We start from the raw sequence: 13,775 nt of genomic DNA on the forward strand, positions 1-13,775 counted from the left end.
TGTGGGAGCGGGCGCGCCCGCGAAGAATCAAACGCGGAGACTGGCACCGGCTGCGCCGGTGTTCGCGGGCACGCCCGCTCCCACAGAGTGCGCATGGCACTCACGACATCAGTTTTTTTCAGCGTCTGCTTTGGGTCGAAAGCCGTCATCTACGACCGGCAGCAAACGACCCAAAGCGGACATCTGTAACCGGGGCCGCTTCGCGGCCCATCGCCGGCAAGCGCGGCTCCCACAAGTACAGCGCATGCCTGAACTGGTGATATTCCTGTGGGAGCCGGCTTGCCGACGATGAGGCCTGCACTGACTAAAGAGCTTTGGATCAGTGTTCGCTTTGGGCCGAAAACGGCCCCTCGTGATCGGCCGCCTTCTTCCATGGCGAGCTTTCGCAGTCTGGCGTCAGCGCTCATTGGCTTGGCTGCGTCTCCTCCTGCTTGAAAACACGAAATCCGCGCGCCTGATAATTTCCAAGCGCGGCAGGATGGTCGAACGTGCATGTGTGTACCCACACCCGCTCTGTACCTTGCCATTCCCACGCAGATCGAACAGCGTGACTCAAGAGTGCCCCGCCGAAGCCACACCCTAGAAACTGCGGTGCCAACCCGAAGTAGCGGATTTCGCAGTTACAGCCATCGGGGCGATAAAGCTCGTAATAGCCGGCTATCGCGCCGCGGTGATAGGCAACCCAGGTACGGTGGCACTCCTGTTCAACGAGTGCCTGCCATTCGGAACTGCTCCAGCTATCAAGATCGCCCCACTCCCAGGGCGTTCCTACCAGCTTGTAGAGAAAACGATTGAATTCCGCCTGAGGCACTTCACATTCGATGATCTGAAGGTCGTGACGCTGTGGTTTTTCCTGCAACTCGGAAGCCGAGATCATTTCCAGGTAATAAGTAATGCAAGACCGTTCCATCGTAGACTCCCTGCGTCTTCCCGCTAGCGATCAACAAGCATGCCAGCTGCGGCTCGACTGCGGCTACACCTGATGTCTGCTTCGGCTAGAAAGCAGTCGCTATCAAGTAATGGATAACGCTTGGCTCGCGCTGCGCGAACCACAACTTGGCGCAATCGGAATTAGCCATGGCATCTTGTGCTAGTGCCATCCCCAAACCCGCACCGTAGCATCTCCTTGCCCAAACGTTTTGCAGCAAGCAAGGAGAAAACATGGTTACTGACACCGCATTGATCACTGGCGCCTCGGGTGGCATCGGACTGGAACTGGCACGCCTCCATGCGGCCAAGCGTGGCGATGTCGTCCTGGTAGCGCGCTCGCGTGACAAGCTGGAGTCCATCAAGCAGGAACTTCAGACTCGATACGGCGTGAAAGTGTATGTAATCGTGGAAGACCTGGCCGATCCTGGCGCAGCAGATCGGGTATTCGCTGCCACCGAAGCATTGGGGTTGTCCATCGACGTTCTGATCAACAACGCCGGGTTCGGTGGCCACGGGAAGTTCGTCGAACGCGACATCGCTGCCGATCTAGCCATGATGCAAGTGAACATGGCCGCGCTTACCGCTCTGACCCATCATTATCTGAAGGCGATGGTGTTGCGTCGACGCGGGCGTATTCTCAACGTCTCGTCGACCGCCTCGTTCATACCAGGCCCCCTGCAGGCGGTTTACTACGCCACCAAGGCATTCGTGACATCCTTCACCCAGGCTATCGCCGAGGAAACCCGGGAATACGGTGTAACCGCCACTGCGCTGTGCCCGGGAGCAGTCGCAACAGGTTTCGTCGCCGCAGGTGATCTGCAGGGTGTGGATGCCTGGAACAATGCCAGGACGGCACAATCCGTGGCGCAATGCGGTTACCAGGCCATGGAGCGCGGTGAACTGGTTGCGTTCAATGAAGGCAAGTTGCGCGTCATGCTCGACTGGATTGTTCCGCTGTTGCCTCGCAAACTGGTGCTCAGGATGTCCCGCAAGGCAATGGAAAAGGCATCCTGAGAAGGCCAGAGAAGCCCTATCCGTTCGCCTTGCTGACTTGCGTGCCAAGGCAATGCGCTGCAAAGAGATGCCTCGATAATGAAACAAGCCAAGAACTTCGCCGTGCATGCTGGGTGGAAGGTGATCATTGCTGATTTGGGAGTAGCGCCTGGGGACCTGCTGGCCTTGGCCGAGCTACCGGCTGATCTATTCAGCCGCAAGGACTCCGTGCTCTCGCCACCTGAGTATTTTCGACTTTTCGAAAGCCTTGAGCAGCTGGTCGGAGAGTCGCATCTACCACTGCGACTCGGTGGTGCCGTTTCAGTCGAAGCCTTCGATCCGGCTCTTTTTGCTTGCCTGTGCAGCCCGGACTTCAACGTAGCGCTCACCCGGCTTGCCGAGTACAAGCGTCTGTGTGGTCCCTTGGCACTGGATGTGGTCTTCCACGACGCTTATACCGAGGTTTTTATCGAGTGCTACGGATACGACCGTCCGCTCCCGCGCAGCCTCCTTGCGATGGAACTGGTTTTCCTTACCCACCTGGCGCGCCTCGCCACAAGGCAAACGATCACCCCGCTGGAGGCAGAGCTGGTTGCGCTGCCCGAACCAGCAAAACCGTGCGAAGAGTTCCTGGGATGTTTCTTGCGACAAGGCAACTGCAATCGTATTCGCTTCTCCAAAGAAGATGCTGCGCGCCCTTTCCTTACCGAGAACGTTGCCATGTGGCAATTCTTCGAGCCGGAACTCCGGACGCGGCTTTCAAAGCTCGAAGCCGGCGCCACAACCCAAGAGCGAGTACACAGCGCGCTGCTCGATATGCTGCCGAGCGGGCGGAGCAGCATCCATGATGTCTCCAGTCGTCTGGCGATGAGCAAGCGCTCACTCCAGCGTCATCTTGCAGACGAGGCGCTGAACTATCAGGAGATACTCAATGACACGCGTCAGGGCCTGGCTTGCCATTACCTGTCTCGCTCAACCCTGTCCCCAGGAGAAATTGCGTTCCTGATCGGGTTCATGGATGCCAATTCTTTCCTGCGCGCCTTCAAAGCCTGGACAGGCATGACACCGGGCGAGTACCGGAGGCAGCACAGCCACCAAACGTGAGTGCTGAATGGCAGCTTTGGCGTCAGAAGCGCTCATCGCCGATCGCCGGCAAGGTCAGCTCCCTTACGAACGAAGCCCCGGACAAGCGCAACAGCGCGTCGACCATGGTGACCACATCATGCACCGGTACCTGGCGCCGTTCGCCTCGTGTTGCGGCTTGCGCCAATGGCGTGTTCAGGGAGTCGTCGGTATTCAGGTAACCCAGGTGAAGCACGGTCACCGCCAGGTTGTCATCCCTGAAGCCTTCGCGTAGCGCATCAGCCATGCCGTTGAGGGCGAACTTGGAGGCACCGAACGCCACCTCCGGGCGCCCGCTCTGGCGAAGGGCCGAGGTCGAACCGGTGAGGATCAACTGCGGTCGGGGCGCACCTAGCAACTTTGGCACCAGCCGCTTGAGCAGAAGCAGCGTGGCGGTGATGTTCACCTCGACCAGCCTGGTGATCGATTCGTCGCTGTCGTCGAGGAATGCGTAGTGCTCGCTGAAGGCGTGTTCTTCCCAGATGCCCACGTTGCAGATCAGGACATCCAGATCGGCAGGTGTTCGATCCGCGATCTGTGCTACAGCCGCCGTTGGCTTGGCAAGGTCGGCATCGATCCAGTGCAGATCGATGCCCGAGGCAAGGGCCAGGTCGACCGGCTGTTTGCGGGATACGCCGATCAGCGTGTCCCCTGGCTTGCCGAGCCCTTCGAGCAAGGCACGGCCCAACCCTCTGCTGGCGCCTACGATCATCGTCTTCATCTGTTGCTCCTTCCTGGCATCCTGCAAGTATCCATCGACCGATCAACCCCACCGGACATTGAGTACGACGAAGTGCAGCAGGACCCAGACCATCAGCAGCAGATGGGTCAGTTGCAACCCTTCCTGGCGGATCCAGTAGCCGAACCATATCCCGCCCAGCAGCATCGCAAGCAGGAACCCGAGCGTTGCGCTCAAGGCCAGGTTCAACCAGGGCAGTGAAGCCTCCAGGCCGGCGCCAAGCACCAGTTCATAGCACCCGACCCAGGCCGTGAGGGCGGCGGCTGCCTGTATCAGCACGATGATCGACAAGGCCAGGCGATGGAGGGAGGGAGAAGTCATCGCTCGCCCCAGCAGTGGGAGGCTGATTGCGGGCGGTTGGGCCAGCGGCGCCATCGACATGGTTGCCCCGATCGCCCCGGCCGAACTGGCAAAGGCATGCAGGTTGTTGATCAGGCTGATACTCAGCCACAGGCTCAAGCCGATGCAGCAGGTTATCTGGAAAATCAGCAGTGAGGTCGGAGTGTCCATTCCTGGTCCTTTGTGAGTTCGTTTCCGGAAGTTGCGAGAGAGTCCGGACGACACTCTAAAACCTTGACTTAACTCGAGGTCAATACCGGTTTTCCAGTAAGGCTTGCATGCTGGCAAACCAGGTAACGCAGCCGCAACTACCTCGATACTCTCCCGCGGCAGCTGATGATCCGTGCGGCGCGGTGTCCATGATCCGGATCAGCGTGTCCCGGTTTAGGGGCTATCCCCCTCTCCCCGCCCCCGCCAGAATGCCGGCTTCTTCCCTGCCCGGAGTCATCTCGCATGCCTATGTTCCGCACCTCGGACGCAGTTTCCCTGCACTACAACGACTGGGGCCACGGTCGCCCAGTGGTGTTGATCCATGGCTGGCCGATGTCGTCTGCCAGTTGGGATTACCATGCCACCCGCCTGGCCGAGTCAGGTTACCGCGTAATCAGCTATGACCGCCGCGGTTTCGGGCGCTCCGACCAGCCCTGGAGCGGCTACGACTACAACACACTCAGCGACGACCTCGCGCAATTGATCGAGCACCTGAACCTGCAAGATGTCACGCTGGTGGGGTATTCGATGGGTAGTGGCGAAGTGGCACGTTACCTGGCCCGCCACGGCGATCGCCGAATCGCCGCGACCGTGCTGCTGGCTGGGGTGACACCGCAACTGGCCAGCTCGCCGGACAACCCCGAAGGCATGCCGCCAGCGGCCTTCGACGGTTTGATGCAGGCGTTGCGCCAGGATCGTCAGCGCTTCTTCGGGGATTATGCGCACGCCTTGTTCTCGGAGCCGGGCCTGCGCGACTGGTATCTGGCCCAGACTTACCAGGCCAGTGAACGCGCCATCGCAGCTTGTGCCCAGGCCTGGTACATCACGGACTTCCGCCAGGACCTGACCGGGATCAAGGTGCCGACCTTGATTCTGCACGGTGCACGCGATGAAAACGCCCCGGCTGCCACCACCGGCCGGCTGGCAGCGCAACTGATCGGGCAATCGCAATACCTTGAGTACCCCGAAGCCGGCCATTACCTGCTGATCGAGCAAAAGGACGCCGTGCTTCGCGACCTGCTGGCGTTTCTTGCAGGCGACAGGTCAATCGGCTGAGAACCCATGGCTGAGCGTCTGGTCGGGGAAGGCTTCGCACAGGTAGTCGATGAACGCCGAGACCTTGCGACTAGCCAGCCGGCGTGAGGCGTGCAGGGCCCACAACTCGATCGGCCTATCGGGCATTCGCCCCCAGATGGACAGCCGTGCCAGGTGCTCGTCGCCCAGCAGCAGGGAGCGCGGGATCAGTGCGGCACCCGCGCCGGCGAGCACCGCATCACGGATCATGATCAGCGATGACAGGCGCAGGCGCACATCGGGCATTACCGCGCCCAAGGTGTCACCGTCCTGGTAGTGCCAGGGCCCGTTGTCGAAACGGTTGGCCAAGGCCACGGCGGGCACTTCGGCGATCTGGCCATTGCTGCACGCAGCAGGCCGCGACAAGGTTGGCGGCGCCACCAGCAGCATGTCGTCGCGGGCAAAACAGCGCCCCACCAGCAGCGCATCCGGCCTGGGATTAACGCGAATCACCACGTCATATCCATCCTCTACCAGATCGACATTGCGGTCTTCGGCGGTGATGTCCAACCGTACTTGCGGATAGCGTTGGGCAAAGCCCACAGCCAGGCGCCCGAGCAAGGTATGGGAGAACAGCACCGGGGCACTGACACGCAATTGACCGCGTGGGCTGGTCTGCCCTGCCGACACCAGTTCACCCGCCTCTACGATCTCGTCCAGCAGGCCATGGGTGCGCTCGTACAGCACCTGACCTTCCTCGGTCAGGCGCAACGACCGTGCCCCGCGCTCCAGAAGCCGCACGCCTAGGCTTTGCTCAAGATCCATGACTCGCCGCGACAGCGTGGCCTTGGGGCGGCCGCTTAGGCGGCTGGCCTTGCCAAAGCCGCCGTGAGCCGCTACGAGGTTGAAGTCAGCCAGAGCTGAAAGGTCCATGATCGATCCATTTTTGAGACATCGGCTCCAAATATTAGACTATACCAACCGAATATGGAACGAAATAAGCTGTATCCCATGCGAATGTTTCACCCCAATCCATCTGCAGGAGACACCTGATGACCTCGCTCTGGGACCCTATCCAACTCGGCAAACTGCAACTGCCACATCGTCTGGCCATGTCACCCCTGACCCGTAGCCGTGCACTGCCCAACGGCACACCAGGCCCGCTGGCCGCTGAATATTATGGCCAGCGCGCCTCGTTGGGCCTGTTGATCAGCGAAGGCACGCAACCCAGCGCCGACGGCCAGGGTTTTCTCGACTCTCCCGGCCTGCACAGCGATGCCCATGTGGCGGGCTGGCGTCAGGTCAGCGATGCAGTGCATGCCGGTGGTGGCCACCTGTTCATCCAGCTGATGCACGCCGGACGCATGTCGCATCCATCCAACACCGCCCATGGCCGTCAGGCCCTGGCGCCATCGGCGATAGCCCCAGATGCGCAGATCTACACGCCTCAGGGCATGCAGCAGGTGCCGACGCCGCGAGCGATGAGCGAGCAGGACATTCGTACTACCGTGGACGATTTCCGTCAGGCTGCAGCCCGCGCCATCGAAGCCGGTGCCGACGGCGTGGAGATCCACGGCGCCAACGGCTACCTGATCCAGCAGTTCCTGGCCGTCAATGCCAACCAGCGGGACGACGCCTACGGTGGCTCGATCAGCCGCCGCATGCGCTTTGCCCTCGAGGTGGTCGATGCCGTGGTGGCCGAGATCGGTGCCGAGCGTACTGGCATCCGCCTGTCGCCGGGTTCAGCGTTGGGCGGCATCGCAGAAGGTCCGGAGCACGCCGAGCTGTACCGCATCCTGGTTGCCGAACTGGCACAGCGCAACCTGGCGTACCTGCACCTTGCCCACAACGGTGACGACGCCTTGCTCAAGACGCTGCGCCAGGCATGGCCAGGCGTACTGCTGGTCAACCGGGTGAACCGCGCCCGCGAGCACCTGGCAGCCGACATCGAGGCCGGCCTTGCCGACATGGCACCTGTCGGGCGCTGGGCACTGGCCAACCCCGACCTGGTGCAGCGCCTGCGTGGCGACCTTCCGTTGAACGAAGCCGATCCGCAAACCTTCTATGGCGGCGGCGCCAAGGGATATACGGATTATCCGGTGCTCGCGGTGTAAGCACACAAGCCCCTGAGTTGCTGGCGAATCACCAAGAGTTCGCCAGCACCCGGGTAGCCAAGCGTCGGTAGCCGCATCAGTACATCCCCGACGTCGAGGCAGGCGCATGGGCAGGAAGGTCAGGAATGGTCAGCCCGTTGGCAATGGCACTGGCTTCAAGCTTTGCACGCTCCGCGTCCAGAAGGACATAGGCGGCTTGCAGCGTGGTGATCTTCGCTTGAATGTCGGCCATCTTGCTGGCTACCAACATCGCGCCTTGCGCGCAATCGATCGTATTACCCCGCTTGGCCGCAAGGATGTCGCCAATCTCGGCAAGCGAGAAACCGCCGCTCTGAGCGCTTTGAATAAAGGCCAGATCAACAACGGTCTGGTCGCTGTAGCTGCGGTAATTGTTGGCTTGGCGATGGGCCACGATAAGCCCGAGTTGCTCGTAATAGCGCAATGTATGGCGGCCGACTCCACTCCGGCGCTCCAACTCTCCAACATTCACAGTAAAAATTCCTTGACTGTAGAGTACGCTCCACACCTTAGCCTGCGCCAATCATCCAGACAAGGATTCAGATATGAGCGTGGAATGCTTCGTCACCGGCGGCAGTGGGTTTGTGGGTCAACATCTGCTGGCCCGTCTTACTGCGACAGGGCACAAGACCTGGGTGCTCATGCGCAACCCTGAAAATATCGAACGCCTCAAAGCGCAAGTAAGCCAACTGGGAGGTAACCCTGCATATATAAATGCAGTTGAAGGAGACATCAGCAGGGATGGACTTGGACTCAGCGAAACAGACAGGCAATGCGTAGCTTCAGTCGCTGTGGTCTTCCACCTCGCGGCGCAGTTTACCTGGGGCCTGACAATTGAGCAGGCCCGCGCAGTCAATGTACAAGGGGCACTGAGAGTCGCCAGGCTCGCGGCGAGCCAGCGTATTCGCTTGCTGATGGTGGGCGGCTATATGCTGCAGAACCTTACTCATCTTTCAAGTATCGGGGTTGATCACGAGCGCCCTGAAAACACCAATTGGCCCGCAGTCTACGGTCGTGTGGGTGGCTACGAAGGCAGCAAGCTGGAGTCCCATTTTGCAGTTATCCGCTACATGCAGGAGGCAGGCGCGGATTACACGATTGTTCATCCTGCTACGGTGTGTGGCCATAGCGAGAGCGGGCATATCCCTGAAGGGCAACCACTGGCCGACCTCATTCGAAACCTGGCACTGGGCCGGTTCAAGGCTGTCCCTGGTTCCGCCAGGCACTGGTTGCCATTGGTCAGCGTCGATTACCTGGTAAAGATGATGACCTGCGTGGCTTTCGACCCGTCGATGGCCAACCGGCAGGTCCTGGCGCTGTATGAGCACACCCCGAACCTGCAGGGTATGCTCGAGCAATTGGCACAAACGCTGGATATCAAGGCACCCCGCCGCCATGTACCCATAGGGTTGCTGAAATGGCTATTGGCGATTCCCGGCCTGGCCACCCGATTGTCGATCAGCGCCGAGTCATTGAACTTCATCCAGACGCAGCGCTTCGACATGAGTGACAGCCAGCACCTGGAACAAAAGTATCAGTTGGCACATCCCGACATGGCGCGAACTTTGGAAAAGACCGTGCGCTACGTCCAGGGTTACTTGCCCTCTCGTCATGTTCACACTTCTGCAAATCCTGGCGGAAGATAACAAATGGGTTCTGACAGAGCGCGTAATTCTGTCGAACACTCCGGCAACTTCGGTGTTATATTATTGCACATGAACCGGATGGTTACTTCCTGACCGTCTGGTTAGTTAAAGCGTGTCGACGCTCAACTTGGTCTTTAGGGAAAAAGGCGTGTGAATTGACGTGAAGCGTGACATCCACCTCGTTGTGCTACTGCTATCGGTCATCGGTTGCTCTCTCGCCTCGTTAACGCTGTGGAAGGTCATGGCTTCTCGCGAGCGCGCCCTGGAAGACGTCAATGTCCATGGCCTGAACCTGACCCAGGCACTGTCCACCTATTCGGAAGGTATCGTCCGGCAGAGCTCGATGCTGCTGCTCGGCCTGGTCGAGCGCCTGGAAACCGAGGGCGCCGGGCCTGCGCAGATCGAACGTCTGGATCAACTGGTCAAGCGCCAGCAACCATTGATGCCGCCGATGAGCGGCATCATGATCTACGCCAGGGACGGACGCTGGCTGATGTCGTCCAACCAGCCGACACCCGTCGGTGCCAACAGCAGCGATCGAGCCTTTTTCATCCACCACCGTGACGACCCATCCCGCGACCCCTTCATCGGGCTGCCAATCCGTAGCCGCGTCAACCAGGAATGGGTGATCACCATCAGCCGGCGGTTCAACGATGACCACGGCGAGTTCGCCGGCGTTGTCGCCATGACGCTTGGCGTGGAGAACTTCCTGCAGCTTTTCGGCAAACTGGATGTCGGCCATGACGGTGCCATCGGGCTGGCCTACACCGACGGTTCCATGCTGGTGCGCTACCCATTTCGGGAACAGGACATGGGGCGCAACTTTTCGAAGTCGCCCATCTTTACCAAGTATCTCGTTGACCAGCCAGCGGGCACCGCATCGTTCACCTCCAGCCTGGACGGCGTGGAGCGCCTCTATGCGTTTCGCAAGAGCGACAAGCTACCCCTGGTGACAACGGTCGCGCTGGGCAAGCAGGAAGCACTCTCGGCCTGGCGGCTCGAGGCGCTGCTGTCGTCACTGGTGGTCGCTGCGCTGCTGGCACTGATCGGGGCCATTGGCTGGCTGCTGATTCGCGCCATGAGCCGGCGCAGTGCGGTCGAAAGCGAGCTTCGACTGACCCAGCAGCAGTTGCTGGAGAGCAATCAACAACTCGAAAGCCTGGCGATGCACGATGCGCTCACGGGGCTTGCCAACCGGCGCTGCTTTGACGAGGCGCTGACCCAGGAAATCCGCACCGCCCATCGAAACGGCACCACACTGGCTTTGCTGATGATCGACATCGATCATTTCAAACGCTACAACGACACCTACGGGCATCCAGCTGGCGACGCCTGCCTGCAGCAGATGGCTGCCCTGCTCTCTTCCTGCATCCGCCGCCCTCGCGACCTGCTGGCGCGCTACGGGGGTGAGGAACTGGCCGTGATCCTGCCCGATACCGACACCGACGGAGCGGTCGTCGTCGCCAGGCTGATGCTCGAGCGCCTGGCCTTGCAACCTATCCCTCACGAAGGCAGCCCTTTCGGGCATGTGACCGCCAGCATCGGCATCGCCTGCGCCGACGGAACGGCCCTCGAAAGCCCGCCATCGCTGATTGAACGCGCCGACCGGGCGCTCTACATCGCCAAGCAGGCGGGCCGCAATCGCCTGCATGTCGACCGGGCGAAGGCATAAAGCCAATAACAAGGAATGTACAAATGCAATCTCATTTCGGCAAAGGCGTACTCTTTGCACTCTGCGCCGCTGCATTGAATGCAACGATCGGCGTACTCAGCAAAGTGTTGATGAACAGTGGATTCAGCTCCAGCAGCATCGCCCTGATAAAAACAGTCCTCTGTTTGCCGCACTGCTGGCGTTCGTGGTGCTCAATGAAGTACCGCGGGACACGTTGTACCTGGGGGCCGGGCTGATTCTCTTCGGCCTGTGCTTCTCCAATGAGCTGATCCGACTGGGCAAGAAAGCGCCACAGCCGTCCAAAGCATGAAACGCGTGCGAGCAAGCACCTCGAGGCATGCATGCTCGCACGGCCGCATTACCAGATCGCAATATCGTAGGTCAGGTAGATCCGGTTGCTGTCGCGTCCTCGGGAAAAGCCAGAGCGGTAGACGTAGTTGCGAAGCTTCACACCCAGACCTTTCACAGGCCCGGATTGCACCACATAGGCAAGCTCCACGTCACGCTCCCACTCGCTGAGCCCGGCATCAGCCGAGCGACCGTTGTCCCCGCTCAGGTAGCGCGCCATGAAGGTCAGCCCGGGGACACCGGCCGCAGCAAAGTTGTAGGCATAGCTGGCCATCCAGGTTTTCTCTTCCTCCTCGATGAACTTGCCGATGCCAACGTTACTGAACGAGTAGACCGTCGCGCCGCTGATGTATGGCAGCCCTGCCTCGCCGTCGAGCACCTGGTAACCGGCCCCGACAGTGTGCCCGGAGTGGGTATAGGACAGCTGCCCACTGAACATGTCATTGTCTATCTGACCACCATGAGCGGCCCCGCTGTCGCGGCTCTTGAAATAGCGCAAGTCGGTGGTCAATACACCGCCGGCCAACGGCAGGTCGTGGACCAGACCTAGGTAGTCCTGGCGATAGAAGTGTTCGAGCTGGCCGTGGAAATAGCTCAAGCGCAGCTGCTTGCTGGCGGTATAGTCGGCCCCGGCAAAGCTGAAATCGCCAGACTCGCTGCCACTGTAACCATCCAGGAACAGGCCGGTGCTGTCGGAGGAGTCCCGCTGCTTGAAACGGTCCAGGTGGCCGGCGGTCAGGGTCAGGCCATCGACATCAGTACTGGTCAGCTGCGTACCCTGGTAGGTCTGCGGCAACAATCGCGCATCGTTGTACACCAGCACCGGTGTCTTGGGCAGCAAGGTGCCATGCTTGACGATGGTCTGCCCCAGTCGCGCCTTGGCCGTCACACCGGCACTGGCGAACTCGTCCGCGGCACGGCCATCGTCATGCACCGGCAGCAAGCCGGTACCGCTGCGCCCGCGGCCCGAATCGAGCCGTACGCCTACAAGCCCCAGGGCATCGAGTCCCAGCCCCAGCGGGCCTTGGGTGAACCCTGATTGGTAGTCGAGCAGAAAACCCTGTGCCCATTCCACACGCTCGCTCTTTGCAGTTGCAGCAGCGCGGGCGCTCATGCCTTGTTCGTCGCGGAAGTTTTCGTTGAAGTAAACGTTGCGCAGCTGCAGCTTGAGCTTGCCGTCGTCGATGAATCCGGCAGCGCCGGCCACAGGCAGCCAGCCGCAGAGCAGGCCACAGGTGGCCCCACGGAAAACAGTTCGGGACATTTTCGATACTCTGTTGTTGTTCTTGGATGAGGTGGGCGCCAGCAGCGCCCGAGGCAGATCAGACGAAGAAGGACAAGGCACCCGTGACCAAGGCCAGTGCGGTGATGACCAGTGATGTCAGCACCGCCCATTTCACGGTGGCCTTCTGGAAGTCGCCGATGTCGCGATCGACCATGCCCACCAGCAGCAAGGTCGAGGCCACCAGCGGGCTCATCAGGTGCACCGGCTGCCCCAGCACCGAGGCGCGGGCGATTTCAACCGGGTCGATGCCGTAGGCGGCCGCAGCGTTGGCAAGGATCGGCACCACGCCAAAGTAGTAAGCGTCGTTGGACAGTACGAAGGTCAGCGGCATGCTGGTCAGCGCCACCACCAGCGGGAACCAGTGGCTCCAAGCCTCGGGAATCCAGTCGACCAGGGTCTGCGCCAGTGCATCGACCATCTTGGTGCCCGAGAAGATCCCCGCGAAGATGCCTGCGGCGAATACCAGCAGTACCACGGTCATGGCGTTGCCGGAGTGGGCGAGGATGCGTTCTTTCTGCAGATCCAGTTGCGGGTAGTTGATCATCAGCGCTGCGACGAAACCGATCATGAACAACAGAGCGGAGTGCATGACGCCCATCACCAGCGCCGTCATGACGGCAATCACCAGCACCAGGTTCACATACGCCAGGCGCGGGCGCTTGTGCGGGTTGTCGCCGAGGATTTCCTTGATGTAGCAGTTGCCGCCACCCGACTCCAGGGCGATGTTGCCGATGCGTCGGCGCTCGGCACGGCCCAGCAGGAAGGCGGTGAACACCACCCAGGCCGCACCGCCGATCACGGTCGGCAGCATCGGGATGAAGTACTCGGTCGCATCCAGCCCGAGCGCGGCAATGGCCCGGGTGGCCGGCCCACCCCAAGGGCTCATGCCACTCATGATGCTCAACGACAGCATGGATACCGTGGCCAGGATCATCGGGTTCATGCCGATGCGCTTGTACAGCGGCAGCATGGCTGCGCAGGTAATCATGTAGGTGGTGGTGCCGTCACCGTCGAGCGCCACCAGCAGCGACAGCAGCGCGGTACCGATGGCGATCTTGACCGGGTCGCCATTGACGCGCTTGAGGATCTTGCGGATCAGCGGGTCGAACAGGCCGGCATCGATCATCAGGCCGAAGAACAGGATGGCGAACAGCAACAGCGCTGCCGAGGGCGCCACCATTTTCAAGCCATCGAGCATCATCTTGCCCAGTTCAGGGGCGAAGCCACCGATCACAGCGAAGACAATGGGTACCACGGTGAGCGCAACGATTGGCGACAGGCGTTTGCTCATGATCAGGTAGGTGAAGGTCACCACCATGATCAGGCCCAGGAGTGCGAGCATGGT

General features: G+C 60.7%; 13 protein-coding genes and 1 pseudogene. 7 read left to right on the forward strand and 7 right to left on the reverse strand.

The features are described 5' to 3' along the window. Positions 1-403: 403 nt before the first annotated feature. On the reverse strand, positions 404-910 hold the full coding sequence (locus tag ACGLHT_RS08455) for a GNAT family N-acetyltransferase (RefSeq protein WP_137164219.1): 507 nt from the start codon (positions 908-910) through the stop codon (positions 404-406). A 251-nt stretch (positions 911-1,161) separates the two neighbouring features. On the opposite strand from ACGLHT_RS08455, the gene ACGLHT_RS08460 reads away from it, so the two are divergent. Together ACGLHT_RS08460 and ACGLHT_RS08465 are read left to right on the forward strand one after the other, a co-directional pair. Next, positions 1,162-1,944, forward strand: a complete 783-nt coding sequence (locus ACGLHT_RS08460; RefSeq protein ID WP_274078440.1) for an SDR family oxidoreductase — start codon at positions 1,162-1,164, stop codon at positions 1,942-1,944. Positions 1,945-2,022: 78 nt separating this feature from the next. Further along, entirely contained in the window at positions 2,023-3,027 is a 1,005-nt protein-coding gene (locus ACGLHT_RS08465) for an AraC family transcriptional regulator (protein WP_274078441.1), read from the forward strand. 22 nt (positions 3,028-3,049) lie between these two features. Here ACGLHT_RS08465 and ACGLHT_RS08470 read toward each other — a convergent pair whose 3' ends face one another. Further along, positions 3,050-3,766: an SDR family oxidoreductase gene (locus ACGLHT_RS08470; RefSeq protein WP_274119952.1), complete on the reverse strand. Its 717-nt coding sequence runs from the start codon at positions 3,764-3,766 to the stop codon at positions 3,050-3,052. A gap of 42 nt (positions 3,767-3,808) precedes the next feature. Continuing rightward, positions 3,809-4,294, reverse strand: a complete 486-nt coding sequence (locus ACGLHT_RS08475) for a DUF2165 domain-containing protein (protein WP_085706092.1) — start codon at positions 4,292-4,294, stop codon at positions 3,809-3,811. A gap of 282 nt (positions 4,295-4,576) precedes the next feature. On the opposite strand from ACGLHT_RS08475, the gene ACGLHT_RS08480 reads away from it, so the two are divergent. After that, a complete protein-coding gene (locus tag ACGLHT_RS08480; protein WP_274078444.1) occupies positions 4,577-5,389 on the forward strand; it encodes an alpha/beta fold hydrolase in 813 nt (270 codons plus the stop codon). Here ACGLHT_RS08480 and ACGLHT_RS08485 read toward each other — a convergent pair. Next, positions 5,378-6,280, reverse strand: coding sequence for a LysR family transcriptional regulator (locus tag ACGLHT_RS08485; protein WP_274119953.1), 903 nt, complete (start codon positions 6,278-6,280; stop codon positions 5,378-5,380). The genes ACGLHT_RS08480 and ACGLHT_RS08485 overlap by 12 nt on opposite strands. Positions 6,281-6,399: 119 nt before the next feature. On the opposite strand from ACGLHT_RS08485, the gene ACGLHT_RS08490 reads away from it, so the two are divergent. Then, complete coding sequence (locus tag ACGLHT_RS08490; RefSeq protein ID WP_137164226.1) at positions 6,400-7,461, forward strand: alkene reductase; 1,062 nt, start codon at positions 6,400-6,402, stop codon at positions 7,459-7,461. A 76-nt stretch (positions 7,462-7,537) separates the two neighbouring features. Here ACGLHT_RS08490 and ACGLHT_RS08495 read toward each other — a convergent pair whose 3' ends face one another. Next, the gene (locus tag ACGLHT_RS08495; RefSeq protein ID WP_137164227.1) at positions 7,538-7,951 is read right to left on the reverse strand and encodes a MerR family transcriptional regulator; all 414 of its coding nucleotides are present in this window, start codon (positions 7,949-7,951) and stop codon (positions 7,538-7,540) included. A gap of 73 nt (positions 7,952-8,024) precedes the next feature. On the opposite strand from ACGLHT_RS08495, the gene ACGLHT_RS08500 reads away from it, so the two are divergent. The 3 genes and pseudogenes from ACGLHT_RS08500 to ACGLHT_RS08510 form a co-directional block, all read left to right on the forward strand. After that, on the forward strand, positions 8,025-9,125 hold the full coding sequence (locus ACGLHT_RS08500; RefSeq protein ID WP_274119954.1) for an SDR family oxidoreductase: 1,101 nt from the start codon (positions 8,025-8,027) through the stop codon (positions 9,123-9,125). 160 nt (positions 9,126-9,285) lie between these two features. Further along, positions 9,286-10,797, forward strand: a complete 1,512-nt coding sequence (locus tag ACGLHT_RS08505; protein WP_274119955.1) for a sensor domain-containing diguanylate cyclase — start codon at positions 9,286-9,288, stop codon at positions 10,795-10,797. 157 nt (positions 10,798-10,954) lie between these two features. Then, positions 10,955-11,107: pseudogene (locus ACGLHT_RS08510) on the forward strand (EamA/RhaT family transporter); the annotation flags it as partial. Positions 11,108-11,155: 48 nt separating this feature from the next. On the opposite strand, the gene ACGLHT_RS08515 reads toward ACGLHT_RS08510, so the two are convergent. Continuing rightward, positions 11,156-12,409 carry an OprD family porin gene (locus ACGLHT_RS08515; RefSeq protein ID WP_274119956.1) on the reverse strand — a complete coding sequence of 418 codons (1,254 nt, stop codon included), beginning with the start codon at positions 12,407-12,409 and terminating at the stop codon, positions 11,156-11,158. Positions 12,410-12,467: 58 nt separating this feature from the next. Then, the gene (locus tag ACGLHT_RS08520; protein WP_025339495.1) at positions 12,468-13,772 is read right to left on the reverse strand and encodes a CitMHS family transporter; all 1,305 of its coding nucleotides are present in this window, start codon (positions 13,770-13,772) and stop codon (positions 12,468-12,470) included. Positions 13,773-13,775: the final 3 nt, after the last annotated feature.

It is taken from the genome of Pseudomonas sp. PsB, assembly GCF_043658375.1.
In the GTDB taxonomy this organism is placed as follows: Bacteria; Pseudomonadota; Gammaproteobacteria; order Pseudomonadales; family Pseudomonadaceae; genus Aquipseudomonas; species Aquipseudomonas putida_Z.

Bases quoted from the DNA above. Each gene is read 5' to 3' on its own strand.
- ACGLHT_RS08455 (WP_137164219.1), bottom strand. From the start codon at position 910: ATGGAACGGTCTTGCATTACTTATTACCTGGAAATGATCTCGGCTTCC.
- ACGLHT_RS08460 (WP_274078440.1), top strand. From the start codon at position 1,162: ATGGTTACTGACACCGCATTGATCACTGGCGCCTCGGGTGGCATCGGA.
- ACGLHT_RS08465 (WP_274078441.1), top strand. From the start codon at position 2,023: ATGAAACAAGCCAAGAACTTCGCCGTGCATGCTGGGTGGAAGGTGATC.
- ACGLHT_RS08470 (WP_274119952.1), bottom strand. From the start codon at position 3,766: ATGAAGACGATGATCGTAGGCGCCAGCAGAGGGTTGGGCCGTGCCTTG.
- ACGLHT_RS08475 (WP_085706092.1), bottom strand. From the start codon at position 4,294: ATGGACACTCCGACCTCACTGCTGATTTTCCAGATAACCTGCTGCATC.
- ACGLHT_RS08480 (WP_274078444.1), top strand. From the start codon at position 4,577: ATGCCTATGTTCCGCACCTCGGACGCAGTTTCCCTGCACTACAACGAC.
- ACGLHT_RS08485 (WP_274119953.1), bottom strand. From the start codon at position 6,280: ATGGACCTTTCAGCTCTGGCTGACTTCAACCTCGTAGCGGCTCACGGC.
- ACGLHT_RS08490 (WP_137164226.1), top strand. From the start codon at position 6,400: ATGACCTCGCTCTGGGACCCTATCCAACTCGGCAAACTGCAACTGCCA.
- ACGLHT_RS08500 (WP_274119954.1), top strand. From the start codon at position 8,025: ATGAGCGTGGAATGCTTCGTCACCGGCGGCAGTGGGTTTGTGGGTCAA.
- ACGLHT_RS08515 (WP_274119956.1), bottom strand. From the start codon at position 12,409: ATGTCCCGAACTGTTTTCCGTGGGGCCACCTGTGGCCTGCTCTGCGGC.
- ACGLHT_RS08520 (WP_025339495.1), bottom strand. From the start codon at position 13,772: ATGCTCGCACTCCTGGGCCTGATCATGGTGGTGACCTTCACCTACCTG.